This is a genomic window from Pseudomonas sp. Soil_N_39 (genome assembly GCF_057655955.1).
On sequence record NZ_JBDGLI010000026.1, the window covers coordinates 26,342 to 43,468 of the forward strand.

Here is a 17,127-nt window from a genome sequence, read left to right on the forward strand (position 1 = left end):
AGTCGGGGTAGGGATTTCCCTACAAGGATGGCGGGATTGGGTAAATGCAGCGGCGAGTTTTAAGCGGCAAGCTGCAAGCAGGGGCAAAAAGCGCTGTTGGGGTGTGTCGCAAATGGATATGCCAACACAAAACCCAGGGGGAATGGTGAAGTTCAGAGCAACTTGTGCTCCATCGCATATTTCACCAACTCCGCCAATGAGGTGATGTTGAGCTTTTGCATCAGCCGCGCCTTGTGGGTGCTGATGGTCTTGCTGCTCAGGGCCAGTTGCTGGGCGATGTCGTTGACGTTGGCGCCCTGGGCCAGGCGTTCGAAGACTGAGAACTCGCGCTCGGACAGCAGCGAGTGCAGCGGACGCGCGTCGGTCAGGCCGACTTCGAAGACCATACGGTCGGCCAGGTCCGGGTCGATGTAGCGCCCGCCGGCCGCGACCTTGCGAATCGCCATGAGCAGAAGGGCCGGGTCGCTGTCCTTGGTCGCGTAGCCAGCGGCCCCTACTTTCAATGCACGGGCGGCCATTTGCGCCTCGTCATGCATCGACAGCACCAGGATGGCCGGTGGATTGTTCAGCGCCCGGATCCGTGGGATCGCCTCCAGCCCGTTGACACCGGGCATGGAAATGTCCAGCAGCACCACTTCGCAGGGCACGTGACGCAGGGTTTCGAGCAATTGTTCGCCATTGCTCGCCTCTCCCACCACCACCAGATCCTTGGCCAGGCCGATCAACTGTTTGATGCCTTCCCGGACGATGGTGTGGTCTTCGGCTACCAGTACACGGATCACATTGCTCTCCAGATTCAGGGGCTCATCGCAAACGTGTTCGCAATGGCTACTTTACGCTCTACATCCTTGCCAACAGATCCATCGCTATCGCGAGCAAGCTCGCTCCCACATTGGATGGGTGATTGAACACAGGTGTTGAATCCACCCCGCAACCATGTGGGAGCGAGCTTGCTCGCGATAGGGCCAGCCCAGGCGACCCAAGACCATCAGACCTCATGCAACGGCACCCGCACCGACAAGGTCGTCCCCTCCCCCGGTTCACTGTCCAGGGTCAATTGACCGCCCATGATCAGCACCCGCTCACGCATGCCGACCAGACCAAAGGACGTCGGCCGGCTGGTATCGGCAATAAATCCTACACCGTCGTCGCTGACCGTCAGACATAAATCAGCGCCTTGTTGAGCCAGCGTCAACTCCACGGTATGCGCCTGGGCATGGCGCATCACGTTGGTCAGCGCCTCCTGGAGAATCCGAAACAGGCCGATGGCCTTGGCATCGCTCAAGGGCGGCAGATTGTCCGGCACCTGCACCAGGCAAGGAATCTGCGTACGCGCCTCGAAGCGCCGGGCCTGCCATTCGATGGCTGAGGCGATACCGGCATCCAGGATCGGCGGGCGCAACGCCGTCGCCACGTCCCGCACCAGTTGGAACAACTGGGCAATCAAGCGCTTCATGCTGTTAAGCCGCTCATGCAGGCCCGGGTCGAGTTGCGCGTAGGCCAATTCACACATGGAAGTTTCAAGCTTCAACACCGTCAGCATCTGGCCCAGCTCGTCGTGGACTTCCCGGGCAATACGGGCTTTTTCCTCTTCCCGCACGCTTTCCAGGTGCGCCGACAATTCGCGCAGCTGCTCCCGGGAACGGGCCAGTTCCAGCTCGATGCGCTTGCTGTCGGTGATGTCCCAGACGATACCGTCCCAGACATAGGCGCCATCCTCGAGACGACGGGTGATCGCTTTGATCTCGGCCCATCGTTCCTGGCCTTCGCGGGTCAGGATGCGGCCCTGCCATGACCAATCGCTGTCGGTGTCCAGCGCCTGGTCCTGGGTGCGGTGATAATCGGCCTTGTCCTCCGGGTGCACCAGGCTGCGTAGCCCGGTGTCGCTGCGGGCCAGGGTTGCAGGGGAATAACCCACCAGGCTTTCGCTGCCTTCGCTGATGTAGGCAAAGTCGATCTGGCCGGTCACCGGCGCCCGCTCCAGGCGAAAGACCAGGCCCGGCACATTGGCGGCGATGCCTTGCAGCCGCGCCTCGCTTTCGCGCAACGCCGCCAGCGCACGTCGGCGCTCGGTCACATCATTGAGGTAGACCACCAGGTATTCGGCGTCACGAAAACGCAGGAAGCTCAGGGACACGTCGGCCGGCAGGATGCTGCCGTCGGCTCGCACGCACTCGGTTTCGAAGCTCTGCGGCCCCTCTTCACTGGCCCGGGCGCGTTTCCACAGGTTCAACCAGCGGTCCATGTGCAAGCCCGGCTCGAAGTCGATCAAGGGCCGGTCGATGATGGCGCCCGAAGCGTAGCCAAGCATGGTTTCGGCCGCTCGGTTGGCGTAGCGCACGTGGCTGTCCCAATTGACCCACAGAATGCCGACGGTGCTTTGGTCGATGGAAAACTGCGTCAGGCGCAAGGCTTCTTCGCTGGCAGCACGCTGGGCGATGTCTTCCCTCGCGGCACGCAGACGGCGCTCCAGGCCACGTTGCTGGCGGCGCTGCCAGAACACGATGGCGACACTGCTGAGCAGCAGGGCCAGGATCAACAGGGTCAGGTTCTGCCAGAAACCCGGGGTTTCGGTCAGGCGTGGGTATTTGGGCTTGAGCCAACGGCTGTGCAACTGCTCCAGCTCCTTGGCCGGGATCGCCTGCAAACCGCTGTCGATGATTTCTGCCAGCTCCGGCCAGTCCCGGCGTGTGGCCACCCGTAGCAACTGCGGCAGACCAATGTCGCCCACCACCGCCAGCTCGGCGAATTCGGGCTCGACCATCAACCGCCCCAACTGCGCTTCGTCGACCACCGCGTATCGGGCCTGCTGGGTCAGCAGCAATTGCAGGGCCTCACGCTCCATCGGCACGCCTTGCAGGTTCAGCGTCGGGTAGTTGCTGCGCAGGTAATCAGCCGTGGCGCTGGGCATGCGCACCGCGACACGGGCCTGGGCGTCGAGTTTTTCCAACTCCACCCCCTCAGCCCCTTTCTGCGCACCGACGATCAATTGCGGCACGCGCATGTAGGGATCGGAAAACTGCCAGAGCTTGAGCCCGCCCGGGGATTGGGTCAGGCCCGGAGCGACGTCCACCTCGCCAGCACGCACCGCGGCTTCCAGTTGCGCCACGTCCTGGAAATTGCGCCAGGTCAGCTCGACGTTCAAGGCCTTGCCCAGCCACTGCATCAACTCGACGTTGGTACCGGACAACCGCTGTAAACGCCGGTCGTATTGCGCATAGGGCGCCTGCAAGACCAGGCCGACCCGCCATTGCGGATGTTGCACCAGCCATTGGCGCTGCCCTGCATTCAATTGCACCCCTGGCGCCGACGGCGCGGGCGCGGCCCACGCCATCAAGGGAAGCCATAAACAGCCGATAACCCACAGGCAGCAAAAACGCATCATCGAAGTCTCATGCACTGACAAATACTGACCAACCCATTAGGCTGCCGGAAATACTTCTGGTCATGGAATATCCGATGCCCTCTGTTTATCGCCTGGCGTTGCCAACATTGTGCCTGTCGCTGATCCTGCCAAGTGCCTTTTCTGTCCAGGCCAGCGAAACGGCCCCCCCCGCCGAGCAATCTGCCCAAGAAAAAACCGTCGAGCGCCAGCCTTTGCTCGAGCGTAGCCAGGAAGAAGCGGCTGCACTTGGACGAAAAATCCCGCCCCAGGAACAGCAACAGTTGCAGACCGGCAGCGACACCTTCCTGGCGCTGTGGAAACCGGCCAATACCAGTGAACCCAGGGGCGCGGTCATCATAATCCCCGGGGCCGGTGAAACAGCTGACTGGCCTCAAGTCGTCGGCCCATTGCGCAAAAAGTTGCCCGATGTCGAATGGAGCAGCCTGAGTATCACCCTGCCGGACCTGCAAAGCGACGTCATTGCACCACGCGTAGTGGAAGCACCGCCCGAGACCAAACCGGCCGACACCGCTGCCGCGGCACCGGACGCCACCACTTCGGCGCCGATCGAACAGGTCGCAGGCGGCGAAGCCGATGCGGTGGATCCGGTCGTTGCGCCAAACGATGAAGAGCACGCCAAGGCCGACGCCGAGCGCATCTTCGCCCGTATCGATGCGGCGCTGGCCTACGCCGAACAGCAAAGCGCACGCCGCATCGTGCTGCTGGGCCATGGCACCGGCGCCTATTGGGCCGCGCGTTACTTGAGTGAAAAGCAGCCCTCGCAAGTCGAACGCTTCGTGATGGTGGCTGCGCAGACGCCGGTCACTGCCAACCCCGGCCTGGCCGAACTGACCCCAACCTTGAAGCTGGCGACCGCCGATATCTTCTACATGGACAAACCGCTGGATCGCAACGCGGCGCTGGAGCGCTTGCAGGGGAGCAAGCGCTTGAAAGGTTCGACCTTCAGCCAAGTGTCCCTCAAGGCCCTGCCGAACCCGTCGGCGGAGCAGGAACAGCTGTTTCGGCGGGTTCGGGGTTGGTTGAATCCGCAGAAGCCGGGGGAGTAAGGGCCGGCTCTGCCCCCTTCACCGTGGCGAGGGAGCTTGCTCCCGCTGGACCGCGAAGCGGTCCTCAAACCAAGCGCCGCGGCTCTTCAAAGAGCGATCGCATTAACCGGATTGCGACTGCTGCGCAGCCGAGCGGGAGCAAGCTCCCTCGCCACGGGGTGACGCTACCGAAAATCCCGCCGTTCCCGAATCAGTCGATAGGCGTTATGCAGCTCTCGGGTTTTATCGGTGGCCTCACGCACCTGCAACGGTGTCGCGCCGCTGCCGGCAATCTTGTCCGGGTGATGCCGACTGAGTAGCCGCCGGTAAGCGCGCTTGATCTGCGACGGTTCGCTGGTGGCCGAAACCCCCAGCAAGCGCAGGGCTTCCTGATAGGTCACGCCGGCGTTGGGCCGCGACAGTTTCTGCGGTTCGTAATCGGCCGCCAGCGCCTGGACCTGTTGCGGCGTCCAGCCTAACCAGCGGCCCCATTGGGCCACCAGCTCCCGCTCACTGACACCGGCACGCCCATCGGCCCAGACCATCCGCCAACAGGCGCGCAGCACCCCTTCAGCCGCATGGGGCTGGACGGCCAGGCGGCGCATGTAACCGCGTAAGCGATCGTTTCCGGACTTGCCACGGTTGAACGCCGCGATAGCCCGGCGCTGCGCAGATTCGCTCAGGTCCAGCGCCCGCATCTCCTGGCGAGCCTGCTGGATGTGGCCGTCGACCACACGCCCATCGCATTTGGCCAGGCGTCCGAGCAATACAAACAACAACTCATCGTTGCGCAACGCCGGGCGGCCGCCCAGCCGCTCACGTATTTGTGCCCAGCCCTGCAAGTTCAGGCGCCGGTCTAACGCCTGTCCCAACAACGCACCAAGCATGGCCCCCGGAATGCTGGCTATGGCAAAACCCGCCCCGGCTCCAATCAGAGTCCCTGGCCACCACATATCAACCGCTCGCTTCTATCAAGGTTTCGACCTGCGCCAACCGTTCATGGGTACCGACATCGACCCAATGCCCTTTCAGGTGCTCGCCACTGACGCGCCCCTCAGCCATGGCCGTGCGCAACAGCGGTGCGAGCTTGAAGGCACCGCCTGTGCAACCGTCGAACAACCGCGGGTGCAGGACGGCGATGCCGCTATAGGTCAGGTTGTCGGCAGGCGCTTGCCCATCGTGAACCTTTCCGTCGGCCAGGATGAAATCGCCGTCCGGGTGATGCTCTGGATTATCGACGAGCACCAGGTGTGCCAGCCCTTCTAGCGGCCTGCGCAAGGCGCTGAAATCGTAGTCGGTCCAGATATCGCCGTTCACCACCACAAACGCGTTATCGCCCAGCAGCGGCAAAGCCCGGAAAATCCCACCGCCGGTCTCCAGCGGCTCGCCTTCGGGCGAAAACCGAATGCTCACGCCAAAACCTGAACCGTCCCCCAGGTGATCTTCGATCTGCTGGCCGAGCCAGGCGTGATTGATCACGATCTCCGAGAACCCGGCCTTGGCGAGCGCCCGCAAGTGGTACTCGATCAAGGGGACGCCACCCACGCGAATCAACGGCTTTGGCGTGGTCAGGGTCAAGGGGCGCATGCGCTCGCCCTTGCCCGCCGCCAGGATCATCGCCTTCATGCCGTTGCTCCGGCCGATTGGCGCAAGCTGCCAAGCAGCTCTTCGAGCGGCGCCAGTTCAGGACGCCGGGCAATGACCGCTTCTATATAAGCAAAGAAGCGCGGCACATCGCCTAGGTAACGTGGCTTGCCATCACGGTGGCAGATGCGCGCGAAGATCCCGATGACCTTGAGGTGACGCTGCACGCCCATCAAATCGCTGGCCCGCAGGAAATCCTCGAGATCCGGCTGGACGGGAATGCCGAGGACGCCGGCCTGTTGCCAGTAAGTCTCCAGCCAGCCACGCACACGCGCTTCGGGCCAACTGAGGAAAGCATCCTTGAACAGGCAGGTCACGTCATAGGTGACCGGGCCATAGACCGCATCCTGGAAGTCCAGCACACCGGGGTTCGGGACGCTGAGCATCAGGTTGCGCGGCATGTAGTCGCGGTGCACCAGCACTTTGGGCTGGGCCAGGGCACTGTCGATCAACAGCTCGCTGGCCTGTTGCCAGAGTTGCTGCTGGGCCGAATCGAACTCGATGCCCAGCTCGCGCTTGACGTACCACTCGGGAAACAATTCCAGCTCCCTACGCAGCAACGCGACGTCGTAGCTCGGCAACGGCGCGACCATCGGCAGTTGCTGGAAAGCCAACAAGGCTTGCAGGGCATCAGCGAATAAATCGTCGGCATTTTCGCCGTCGATCACATCCAGATAGGTCTGATTGCCCAGGTCATTGAGCAAAAGAAAGCCGCGATCGAGGTCTTCGGCATAAATTTTCGGCACGTTGATGCCGGATTTCGCCAGCAAAAAAGCAATATCCACGAAGGGTTTGCAGTTTTCCTGGGGCGGTGGCGCATCCATCACGATCAAACTGCGGCCCTCGCCTTCCCAGCGGAAGTACCGCCGGAAACTCGCGTCACTGCTGGCGGCGGTCAACGTGGCCGGGGGTACGGCGCCCCAGCCCTGTTGAGTGAAAAGGATCGGCAGTTGTTCATCGAGCCAAAGTTTCAGGTGTTGCAAGCGTACATCTTGGTCGGGCATTGCAAGGGTCTCCGACGGCGCTAGCCGTCAAGCGGGTCATGCTTTATTATCCAGCATCTTTTTCAGACCATCGAGAGGCGTGCGGCCCACACCGCGGGCAGATGGCACGCAGGAAGCCCGGACTAATAAGATGGCATTGAAATCCCCCGCGTTTCGTAAAAAATTTCCGTTGCTGGTCACCGGCAGTCTGCTGGCCCTGCAACCCCTGGCCTCTTCATTCGTCGTCGCGGCGCAGCAGTATGACTGCTCCGTCTCCGCTTCGGGTGCCTGGGACTGTGCGCCCAAGACACCGGCCGCCGCGTTACCGCCGCGTCCCGTGCATGACGGCAGCGCGGTTTCCGATAGCGGCGCGGCTGCGGCCGACAGCAGCTCGGGCGAGGTCGCCGGCGAAAAGCCGATGCTCGTTACCGAAGCCAAGGGCCGAGGTCTGAAGTCGCGCAGTGCAGACTACAGCCACCTGGATTGGGTTCCACGAGAGAACCTCACCCCGGCGCAACTGGCTGAAACCGGTCCGTACTGCGCCGGTGCCTATATCGAGCCGACGCGTCCTGGCATGAATGACAAGACCGCCAAGAGCGACGCCCCCACCTTCCTCGGCGCCAAGGCGTCACGCTATCAGCAGGAAGAACAGGTGGCGACCCTGGCCGGTGACGTGGTCATGCGCCAGGGCAGCATGCAGGTCGAGGCCGACGAGGCCAGCCTGTACCAGGCCGAGAACCGTGGCGAGCTGAGCGGCAACGTGCGGGTTCGCGACAACGGTACGCTGATCGTCGGCGACCACGCCGATGTACAACTGGACACCGGCGAAGCCAAGGTCGACAACGCCGAATACGTGATGCACAAGTCGCGCATCCGCGGTAACGCGCTGTACGCCAAGCGCGCCGAGAACGCGATCATCCGTCTCAAGGACGGTACGTACACCACGTGCGAGCCGGGCAGCAACGCCTGGACGCTCAAGGGCAACAACATCACCCTGAACCCGGCTACCGGCTTCGGCACCGCGACCAACGTGACGCTGCGGGTCAAGGACATTCCAGTCCTGTACACGCCTTATATCTATTTCCCGATCGACGACCGTCGCCAGTCCGGCTTCCTGCCGCCGACCATCGGCAGCGGCACCGATACCGGCTTCCTGCTGGTCACCCCGTACTACTTCAACCTGGCACCGAACTACGACGCCACGTTGTACCCGCGCTACATGAGCAAGCGTGGCCTGTTGATGGAAGGCGAGTTCCGCTACCTGACCAAGTCCAGCGAAGGTCAGTTCGGTGCGGCTTACCTTAATGATGAAGAAGACGAGCGCGCCAAGCAGTCCGACTACAGCAAGACCCGCTATATGTACAACTGGCAGCACAAGGGCGGGCTCGATTCGCGCGTGCTGACGGAAGTCGATTACACCAAGATCAGCGATCCTTACTACTTCCAGGATCTGGAGACCGATCAGATCGGCGTCGAGTCCAGGGATTATGTAAACCAGCAAGGGGCCATCAGCTATCGGGGTGATAATTATGTTGCCCGCTTGAATGCCCAGGCTTATCAGATGGCGACGATTTCGAAGATCACGCCTTATAACCGTCTGCCTCAAATAACCTTTGATGGCGCACTACCTCAGCATCCCTACGGCCTGGATTTCGCTTACAAGACGGAATTGGTTCGGTTTGATCGGGACTTGAGGAATGGCCTTTACAGCAACGAAGAAGGTGATACAACACCGTGGCTGGATAACAACATCCGCGGCCTTGCGCGGGCTAATGGCAATCGCCTGAATTTGGCACCGGTCATGAGCCTGCCGATGGAAGCGACCTATGGCTACATCAAGCCGTCTCTGAAATACCAGTACACCCAATATGATTTGGATCTGGACAGCAGAGGTAAATCGCAGGTTGCTTCGCAGAGCGCCGAGGCCGATCGTCTGCGCGGCACCTACAGCAGCAGCCAAAGCCGTGGCGTTCCGATCGCCAGCATTGACAGTGGCCTGTATTTCGACCGCGACACCCAGTGGTTCGGCACCAACTATCGCCAGACCCTGGAACCACGCCTGTTCTACCTCTATGTACCAGAGAAGGATCAGAGCGACATTCCGGTCTTCGATACCAGCGAATCGACTTTCAGCTATTCCTCGCTGTTCCGGGACAACCGCTTTACCGGTTCCGACCGTGTCGGCGACGAAAACAAACTGTCCTTGGGCGTAACCAGCCGCTGGATCGAAGAAAACGGCTTCGAACGCCAACGCGTCAGCGTCGGCCAAGCCCTGTACTTCAAGGATCGCGAAGTGCAGTTGCCAGGCATCGATTTCAAGACACGCGAGGACGCCAAGTCGGACGTTTCCCCGTATGCCTTGGAATACGAATACCGCTGGAATCGCGACTGGCGCACCACCGCCACCTACAACTGGGACCCAGACACCCGCAGTCCTCGCTCGGGTAGCGCGATGTTCCATTATCAGCCGGAAGACAACCCGAACAAGGTCATCAACGCTGGCTACCGCTATCGCAACGACCAAGTCCGCTACGACGAGGCTACCGGTCAGTGGCAAGTGGGCGGCGGCGACTACGGCACACCAGGCACACCTGGCTACGTGAAAGACTACTACAAGATCAAGCAGCACGACTTCTCGGTCATCTGGCCGATCGTGCCGCAGTGGAACGTCATCAGCCGTTGGCAGTATGACTACAACCGCAACCGTACCCTGGAAGCCTTCGGTGGTTTCGAATACGACAACTGCTGCTGGAAACTGCGCCTGATCAACCGTTACTGGGTCGACTATGAAGAGTTCAGTCAGGCCGCCCCGGAAAACGAAAAAGGCGACCACGGCGTCTTCCTCCAAATTGTTCTGAAGGGACTCGGCGGCCTGACCGGCGCCAAGGTAGAGAGCTTCCTCGACAAAGGCATCCAAGGTTATCGTGAACGTGAAGATCAAGCTTTCTGATTGTCTGCGCCCGCTGATGCTGGGCGCGCTGTTCCTGGGTACCGCGGCCAACGCCGCGGTACAGTCCATCGATAAAGTGGTGGCCATCGTCGACAACGACGTGGTCATGCAGAGCCAGCTGGACCAACGCGTCCATGAAGTGCAGCAAACCATCGCCAAGCGCGGCGGTGGCCTGCCGCCTCCGGGCGTGCTGGACCAACAAGTGCTCGAGCGCCTGATCGTCGAAAACCTGCAATTGCAGATTGGCGAACGTTCCGGCATTCGCATCACCGATGAAGAACTGAACCAGGCCGTGGGCACCATTGCCCAGCGCAACAACATGAGCATCGACCAGTTCCGCGCCGCCCTGGCTCGCGACGGCCTCTCCTACGAGGACGCCCGCGATCAGATCCGCCGCGAAATGGTCATCAGCCGTGTGCGCCAGCGCCGTGTCGCCGAACGCATCCAGGTGTCGGAGCAGGAAGTGAAGAACTTCCTTGCGTCCGACCTGGGCAAGATGCAGCTTTCCGAAGAGCTGCACCTGGCGAACATCCTGATTCCTACCCCGGAAAGCGCCAACTCCGAAGCCATCCAGAGCGCTTATCGCCAGGCAATGGATGTCTACCAGCAGCTCAAGCAAGGCGCTGATTTCGGCCAGATGGCTATAGCCAAGTCGGGCAGCGACAACGCCCTGGAAGGCGGCGACATGGGCTGGCGCAAGCCCGCTCAACTGCCACCTCCGTTCGACCGTGAACTGAGCGCCATGGCCGTGGGCGACATCACCCAGCCAGCACGCACGCCAGGCGGCTTCATCATCCTGAAAGTGCTGGAAAAACGCGGTGGCGGAACCCAGGTCCGTGACGAAGTACATGTTCGCCACATCCTGATCAAGCCAAGCGAGATTCGCAGCGAAGCCGAGACCAAGCGCCTGGCCGAGAAACTCTACGACCGCATCGAAGCGGGCGAAGACTTCGCCGAACTGGCGAAGAGCTTCTCGGAAGACCCGGGGTCGGCCCTCAACGGTGGCGACCTGAACTGGGTTGACCCGAATGCGCTGGTTCCCGAGTTCCGCCAGGTCATGGCCGACACGCCGCAAGGCCAGCTGTCCAAGCCGTTCAAGAGCCCTTATGGCTGGCACGTGCTGGAAGTCCTTGGCCGCCGCGCCACCGACAGCACCACCCAGGCGCGCGAACAGCAGGCGATGACCGTATTGCGTAACCGCAAATACGACGAAGAGCTGCAAACCTGGCTGCGTCAGATTCGCGACGAAGCCTACGTTGAAATCAAACTTCCTGGTGCAGACCAGGCAGCGCAGTGAAACCCAAGCGTTTCGCGCTGACACCCGGCGAACCAGCCGGCATCGGTCCCGACCTGTGCCTGCTGCTCGCCTCGCAACCCCAGCCACATCCCCTGATAGCTATCACCAGTCGCGAGCTGCTCCTTGAGCGGGCCGCGCAACTGGGGGTGGTTGTTGACCTGCTGCCGGTGTCACCCCAGGCCTGGCCGGATGCTCCGGCGCCCGCCAACAGCCTGTATGTCTGGGATACGCCGTTGGGCGCCCCGGTCGTCACCGGGCAGTTGGATCAGGCCAACGCCGCGTTCGTCCTGCAAACCCTGACCCGCGCTGGCCAAGGCTGCCTGGACGGAGCGTTCGCCGCCATGATCACCGCTCCGGTGCACAAGGGCGTGATCAACGAGTCCGGGATTGCCTTTTCCGGGCACACCGAATTCCTGGCTGAGCTGACCAACACCGCGCAAGTGGTGATGATGCTCGCCACCCGTGGCCTGCGTGTGGCCCTGGTGACCACCCACCTGCCCTTGCGGGACATCGCCGACGCCATTACCCCGGAACGCCTGGAACGGGTCACGCGCATCCTGCACGCCGACCTCCAGGAAAAATTCGGCATCGCCCGGCCACGCATCCTGGTCTGCGGGCTCAACCCCCATGCCGGCGAAGGCGGACACCTGGGCCGTGAAGAAATCGACATCATCGAACCCACCTTGGAGCGCTTGCGCAGCGAGGGCATGGACCTGCGTGGCCCGCTGCCTGCCGACACTCTGTTTACCCCCAAATATCTGGAGCACTGCGATGCGGTGCTGGCGATGTACCACGACCAGGGCCTGCCCGTGCTGAAGTACAAAGGCTTCGGTGCGGCCGTCAACGTGACGTTAGGCCTGCCGATCATCCGTACCTCCGTGGACCATGGCACCGCCCTGGACCTGGCCGGCAGCGGCAAGATCGATACGGGCAGCCTGCAAGTCGCGCTGGAAACCGCCTACCAGATGGCCGAGACCCATTTATGACCGAGCAATACCAACACCGCGCGCGCAAGCGCTTCGGCCAGAACTTCCTGCATGACGCCGGCGTGATCGATCGCATCCTGCGCTCCATCCGGGCCAAGCCCGACGACCGCCTGCTGGAAATCGGGCCGGGCCAGGGCGCCCTGACCGAGGGCCTGCTCGACAGCGGCGCGCAACTGGACGTCGTGGAACTGGACAAAGACCTGGTCCCGATTCTTAACCAACAGTTCGCCGGCAAGAGCAACTTCAGCCTGCACCAGGGCGACGCGCTGAAGTTCGACTTCAATAGCCTGAACGCCGAGCCGAACAGCCTGCGGGTGGTGGGCAACCTGCCGTACAACATTTCCACGCCGTTGATCTTCCATCTGTTGAGCAATGCCGGTCTGATCCGCGACATGCACTTCATGCTGCAGAAAGAAGTGGTCGAGCGCCTCGCCGCCGGCCCTGGCGGTGGCGACTGGGGTCGCCTGTCGATCATGGTCCAGTACCATTGCCGGGTCGAACACCTGTTCAACGTCGGTCCGGGTGCATTCAACCCGCCGCCAAAAGTCGATTCGGCCATCGTCCGCCTGGTGCCCCATGCTGTCCTGCCACACCCGGCCAAAGATCATCGCCTGCTGGAGCGGGTGGTGCGCGAAGCGTTCAACCAGCGCCGTAAAACCTTGCGCAACACCTTGAAACTGTTGCTCAGCAGCGCCGAAATCGAAGCCGCCGGCGTCGACGGCAGCCTGCGCCCCGAGCAGTTGGACCTGGCGGCGTTCGTACGCCTGGCCGACAAGCTCAGCGAACAGGCCGCTCCGCAAGCCGACGCCAACTGAACGGGTGACGAGCGCTATCGGGCAGTACGCCAGTCTGGTCTACTACCCGATACTTGGCCTAGACTGATCTCCTGAGTCGCGCCCGCGTCCCGCTTCGTTTTTAAGGCCTTATTTGCATGTCTGATCCTCGTTACCAGGTCGACGTCAGCGTCACCACCCGTTTTCTGGCAGAACAGTCGCAACCCGAGCATGACCGCTTCGCCTTCGCCTACAGTATTACCGTGCGCAACAACGGCTCGTTGCCGGCCAGGCTGCTGTCGCGGCACTGGGTCATCACCGACGGCGACGGTCATGTCGAAGAAGTGCGCGGTGAAGGCGTGGTTGGCCAGCAGCCGTTGATCGACGCCGGCGCAAGCCACAGCTACAGCAGCGGGACGGTGATGACCACCAAGGTCGGCACCATGCAGGGTACCTACCAGATGCTGGCCGAGGATGGCACACGCTTCGATGCCGTCATCAAGCCCTTTCGCCTGGCCGTGCCCGGAGCCCTGCACTAATGGCCACCTATGCGGTCGGCGACCTGCAAGGCTGCCTCGACCCGCTCAAATGCCTGCTGGAACGCGTCGCCTTCGATCCGCAAAAAGATACGTTGTGGCTGGTGGGTGACTTGGTCAACCGGGGTCCGCAGTCCCTTGAGACGCTGCGCTTTCTCTACAGCATCCGCCAGTCGCTGGTGTGTGTGCTCGGCAACCACGACCTGCACCTGTTGGCCGCCTGGCAGAACATCGAGCGCCTGAAAAAATCCGATACCTTGAGCGAAATACTCGCCGCCCCCGATTGCATTGAACTGCTGGAGTGGCTGCGCCAGCAAAAGCTCATGCATTACGACGAGCAACGCAACCTCGCGCTGGTCCATGCTGGCATCCCGCCCCAGTGGTCCCTGCGCAAGGCGCTCAAGTGCGCCGCCGAGGTGGAACAGGCATTGCGCGACGACAATCTGTTCGCCCCTTACCTGGATGGCATGTACGGCAACGAGCCGGTCAAGTGGGACAACGACCTCACCGGCAGCGCCCGCCTTCGCGTCATCACCAATTATTTCACGCGCATGCGCTTCTGCACCCGCGACGGCAAGCTCGATCTCAAGGGCAAGGAAGGCATCGAGACCGCACCACCTGGCTATGCCCCCTGGTTCAAGCACAGCGAGCGCAAGACCCGTCACCTGAAGATCATTTTCGGGCACTGGGCGGCATTGGGAGGTCAATCCGACGAACCCGGCGTATTTGCCCTCGATACCGGCTGCGTGTGGGGCAGCGCCATGACGCTGATGAACGTCGACACGGGCGAGCAGCTGCGTTGCGATTGCGACGAACAGGGCCACGCCACAATCCATCACCCGACCACTGCACCATTGCCGACCGGCACCGCCGTTTGACCGGTGTTGCGCTCAAGCTACAGGAGTCCCTCATGACCGAATTCAAACGCATCCCCCCGGAACAGGCCCAGGCCCTGCGCGAGCAAGGCGCGGTCGTCGTCGACGTTCGCGACCCAGCCACGTTCGCGGCTTCGCATATCAGTGGCGCCCAGCATCTGGATAACCATTCCATCGCCGACTTCATCCGTGCCGCCGACCTCGATGCGCCAACCGTCGTGGTCTGCTATCACGGCAACTCCAGCCAGAGCGCAGCCGCCTATCTGATCAGCCAAGGCTTCAGCGACGTCTACAGCCTGGACGGCGGTTTTGAGCTATGGCGCACGACTTATCCTGCAGAAATAGCTCAAGGCAATCAGGAATAATTTTTTATGTCGCCCAAGCCCGCGTGAACCGTGGGTTTGGACGCTGGCAGACGAACGGTCTGCCACAACTAATTACGTATTCCACCTTTACCTCCGTGATTCCGAACTATCCTTAGCCTCAGGCCATCCAAAACAGGGGAGAGCCGGTACACCGGCGCGCGGGTCATCGGGAGTCAGCTTTCAGGAGCCTGCATTCTTGAAAGCATTCTGGGGGGTAAACGGCAACTGGATTCCCAGCGGCTGTCCAGCATCGACTGATTGATCCGACACCGGCTCCACGTATCGAGCGAGGTGACGTCATGAGCATTTTTAGCCACTTCCAGCAACGTTTCGAGTCCACGCGGCAAGAGGAATACTCGCTGCAGGAATACCTCGAACTCTGCAAGCAGGACCGCAGTGCCTATGTGTCGGCTGCGGAACGTCTGTTGCTGGCCATCGGAGAACCGGAGCTGCTGGATACCTCGGCCAACTCGAGGCTTTCGCGGATCTTCTCCAATAAGGTGATTCGCCGCTATCCGGCCTTTGAGGACTTCCACGGGATGGAAGAATGCATCGACCAGATCGTGTCCTATTTCCGCCACGCCGCCCAAGGCCTGGAAGAGAAGAAACAAATCCTCTATCTGCTCGGCCCCGTGGGTGGCGGTAAATCGTCCCTGGCCGAAAAACTCAAACAACTGATCGAAAAAGTGCCCTTCTATGCCATCAAGGGCTCGCCGGTGTTCGAATCGCCCCTGGGGCTGTTCAACGCCACCGAAGACGGCGCGATCCTCGAGGAAGACTTCGGCATTCCACGCCGCTACCTCAGTACCATCATGTCGCCATGGGCGACCAAGCGCCTGGCCGAGTTTGGCGGTGACATCAGCCAGTTCCGGGTGGTCAAGCTCTACCCGTCGATCCTCAACCAGATCGCGGTGGCCAAGACCGAACCGGGGGACGAAAACAACCAGGATATTTCGGCCCTGGTGGGCAAGGTCGATATTCGCAAATTGGAAGAATTCCCACAGAACGACGCCGACGCCTACAGCTATTCGGGTGCACTGTGCCGGGCCAACCAGGGCCTGATGGAATTCGTCGAAATGTTCAAGGCGCCCATCAAGGTGCTCCACCCGCTGCTGACCGCCACCCAGGAAGGCAACTACAACAGCACCGAGGGCCTGGGGGCCATTCCGTTCACCGGCATCCTGCTGGCTCACTCCAACGAGTCGGAATGGCATACCTTCCGCAACAACAAGAACAACGAAGCCTTCATCGACCGGATCTATATCGTCAAGGTGCCGTACTGCCTGCGCGTGACCGACGAGGTGAAGATCTACGACAAGCTGCTGTTCAACAGTTCGCTGTCCAAGGCTCATTGCGCCCCCGACACCCTGAAGATGCTGGCCCAGTTCACGGTGCTGTCGCGTCTCAAGGAGCCGGAAAACTCCAACATCTATTCGAAGATGCGTGTGTACGACGGTGAAAACCTAAAGGACACCGATCCAAAGGCCAAGTCGATCCAGGAATACCGCGACAACGCGGGGGTCGACGAAGGGATGAATGGGCTGTCCACACGCTTCGCGTTCAAGATCCTGTCCAAGGTCTTCAACTTCGACCCCCACGAGATCGCGGCCAACCCCGTACACCTGCTGTATGTGTTGGAACAGCAGATCGAACAGGAACAATTCCAGGCCGAAACCCGCGAACGCTACCTGCGTTTCCTCAAGGAATACCTGGCGCCGCGCTACATCGAGTTCATCGGCAAGGAAATCCAGACGGCGTACCTGGAGTCCTACAGCGAATACGGCCAGAACATCTTCGATCGCTACGTGCTGTACGCAGACTTCTGGATCCAGGACCAGGAATACCGTGACCCGGAAACCGGCGAGATACTCAATCGCGTGGCCCTCAACGAGGAGCTGGAAAAAATCGAAAAACCGGCGGGCATCAGCAATCCGAAAGATTTCCGCAACGAAATCGTCAACTTCGTGCTGCGCGCCCGGGCCAACAACAACGGCAAGAACCCAACCTGGCTCAGCTATGAAAAGCTGCGGGTGGTCATCGAGAAGAAAATGTTCTCCAACACCGAAGACCTGCTACCCGTCATCAGCTTCAACGCCAAGGCCAGCAAGGAGGACCAGCAAAAACACAACGACTTCGTCACACGCATGGTCGAACGTGGCTACACCGACAAACAGGTACGACTGCTTTCCGAGTGGTACCTGCGGGTCCGGAAATCGCAATAAGCAGCGGCAAGCTTCTAGCTACAAACTGCAAGGGAACGGCGTCGGGCCCAAGGTTCGACGCCACG

14 protein-coding genes are annotated in these 17,127 nt (G+C 61.3%); 9 read left to right on the top strand and 5 right to left on the bottom strand.

Annotated elements, in window-relative coordinates; genetic code table 11:
* Nucleotides 1-152: 152 nt before the first annotated feature.
* Together AC3A5O_RS26775 and AC3A5O_RS26780 are read right to left on the bottom strand one after the other, a co-directional pair.
* A complete protein-coding gene (locus AC3A5O_RS26775) occupies nt 153-782 on the bottom strand; it encodes a response regulator (protein WP_122566692.1) in 630 nt (209 codons plus the stop codon).
* Between the two features lie 206 nt (nt 783-988).
* Nucleotides 989-3,385 carry a PAS domain-containing sensor histidine kinase gene (locus AC3A5O_RS26780; protein WP_122566691.1) on the bottom strand — a complete coding sequence of 799 codons (2,397 nt, stop codon included), beginning with the start codon at nt 3,383-3,385 and terminating at the stop codon, nt 989-991.
* Between the two features lie 74 nt (nt 3,386-3,459).
* Between AC3A5O_RS26780 and AC3A5O_RS26785 the strand changes: the two genes are divergently transcribed.
* On the top strand, nt 3,460-4,452 hold the full coding sequence (locus AC3A5O_RS26785) for an alpha/beta hydrolase family protein (protein ID WP_487753941.1): 993 nt from the start codon (nt 3,460-3,462) through the stop codon (nt 4,450-4,452).
* 164 nt (nt 4,453-4,616) lie between these two features.
* Here the strand turns inward: AC3A5O_RS26785 and AC3A5O_RS26790 are convergent, their stop codons facing one another.
* The 3 genes from AC3A5O_RS26790 to AC3A5O_RS26800 are packed head-to-tail and all read right to left on the bottom strand — an operon-like array spanning nt 4,617 to nt 7,079.
* The gene (locus AC3A5O_RS26790; protein WP_122566689.1) at nt 4,617-5,384 is read right to left on the bottom strand and encodes a TerB family tellurite resistance protein; all 768 of its coding nucleotides are present in this window, start codon (nt 5,382-5,384) and stop codon (nt 4,617-4,619) included.
* 1 nt (nt 5,385) lies between these two features.
* Nucleotides 5,386-6,057 (bottom strand): N-acetylmuramate alpha-1-phosphate uridylyltransferase MurU, encoded by a 672-nt coding sequence (gene murU / locus AC3A5O_RS26795; RefSeq protein WP_487753942.1) that lies wholly within the window; start codon nt 6,055-6,057, stop codon nt 5,386-5,388.
* A complete protein-coding gene (locus tag AC3A5O_RS26800; protein ID WP_305468669.1) occupies nt 6,054-7,079 on the bottom strand; it encodes an aminoglycoside phosphotransferase family protein in 1,026 nt (341 codons plus the stop codon). Before AC3A5O_RS26800 ends, murU begins: the two co-directional genes overlap by 4 nt.
* 130 nt (nt 7,080-7,209) lie before the next feature.
* Here AC3A5O_RS26800 and AC3A5O_RS26805 point away from each other — a divergent pair, with 130 nt between their 5' ends.
* The 8 genes from AC3A5O_RS26805 (at nt 7,210) to AC3A5O_RS26840 (ending at nt 17,062) form a co-directional block, all read left to right on the top strand.
* The gene (locus AC3A5O_RS26805; protein WP_305468670.1) at nt 7,210-10,008 is read left to right on the top strand and encodes an LPS-assembly protein LptD; all 2,799 of its coding nucleotides are present in this window, start codon (nt 7,210-7,212) and stop codon (nt 10,006-10,008) included.
* Nucleotides 9,989-11,305 carry a peptidylprolyl isomerase SurA gene (gene surA / locus AC3A5O_RS26810; protein ID WP_156334343.1) on the top strand — a complete coding sequence of 439 codons (1,317 nt, stop codon included), beginning with the start codon at nt 9,989-9,991 and terminating at the stop codon, nt 11,303-11,305. The genes AC3A5O_RS26805 and surA overlap by 20 nt, the downstream gene beginning before the upstream one ends.
* The gene (pdxA, locus tag AC3A5O_RS26815; protein WP_122566685.1) at nt 11,302-12,291 is read left to right on the top strand and encodes a 4-hydroxythreonine-4-phosphate dehydrogenase PdxA; all 990 of its coding nucleotides are present in this window, start codon (nt 11,302-11,304) and stop codon (nt 12,289-12,291) included. Before surA ends, pdxA begins: the two co-directional genes overlap by 4 nt.
* Nucleotides 12,288-13,106: a 16S rRNA (adenine(1518)-N(6)/adenine(1519)-N(6))-dimethyltransferase RsmA gene (gene rsmA, locus AC3A5O_RS26820; protein ID WP_122566684.1), complete on the top strand. Its 819-nt coding sequence runs from the start codon at nt 12,288-12,290 to the stop codon at nt 13,104-13,106. The genes pdxA and rsmA overlap by 4 nt, the downstream gene beginning before the upstream one ends.
* Before the next feature lie 116 nt (nt 13,107-13,222).
* Nucleotides 13,223-13,603, top strand: coding sequence for a Co2+/Mg2+ efflux protein ApaG (apaG, locus tag AC3A5O_RS26825; protein WP_122566683.1), 381 nt, complete (start codon nt 13,223-13,225; stop codon nt 13,601-13,603).
* The gene (locus tag AC3A5O_RS26830; protein ID WP_305468671.1) at nt 13,603-14,478 is read left to right on the top strand and encodes a symmetrical bis(5'-nucleosyl)-tetraphosphatase; all 876 of its coding nucleotides are present in this window, start codon (nt 13,603-13,605) and stop codon (nt 14,476-14,478) included. Before apaG ends, AC3A5O_RS26830 begins: the two co-directional genes overlap by 1 nt.
* A 32-nt stretch (nt 14,479-14,510) precedes the next feature.
* On the top strand, nt 14,511-14,840 hold the full coding sequence (gene glpE / locus AC3A5O_RS26835; RefSeq protein WP_122566681.1) for a thiosulfate sulfurtransferase GlpE: 330 nt from the start codon (nt 14,511-14,513) through the stop codon (nt 14,838-14,840).
* Between the two features lie 299 nt (nt 14,841-15,139).
* Complete coding sequence (locus tag AC3A5O_RS26840) at nt 15,140-17,062, top strand: PrkA family serine protein kinase (RefSeq protein ID WP_018607229.1); 1,923 nt, start codon at nt 15,140-15,142, stop codon at nt 17,060-17,062.
* Nucleotides 17,063-17,127: the final 65 nt, after the last annotated feature.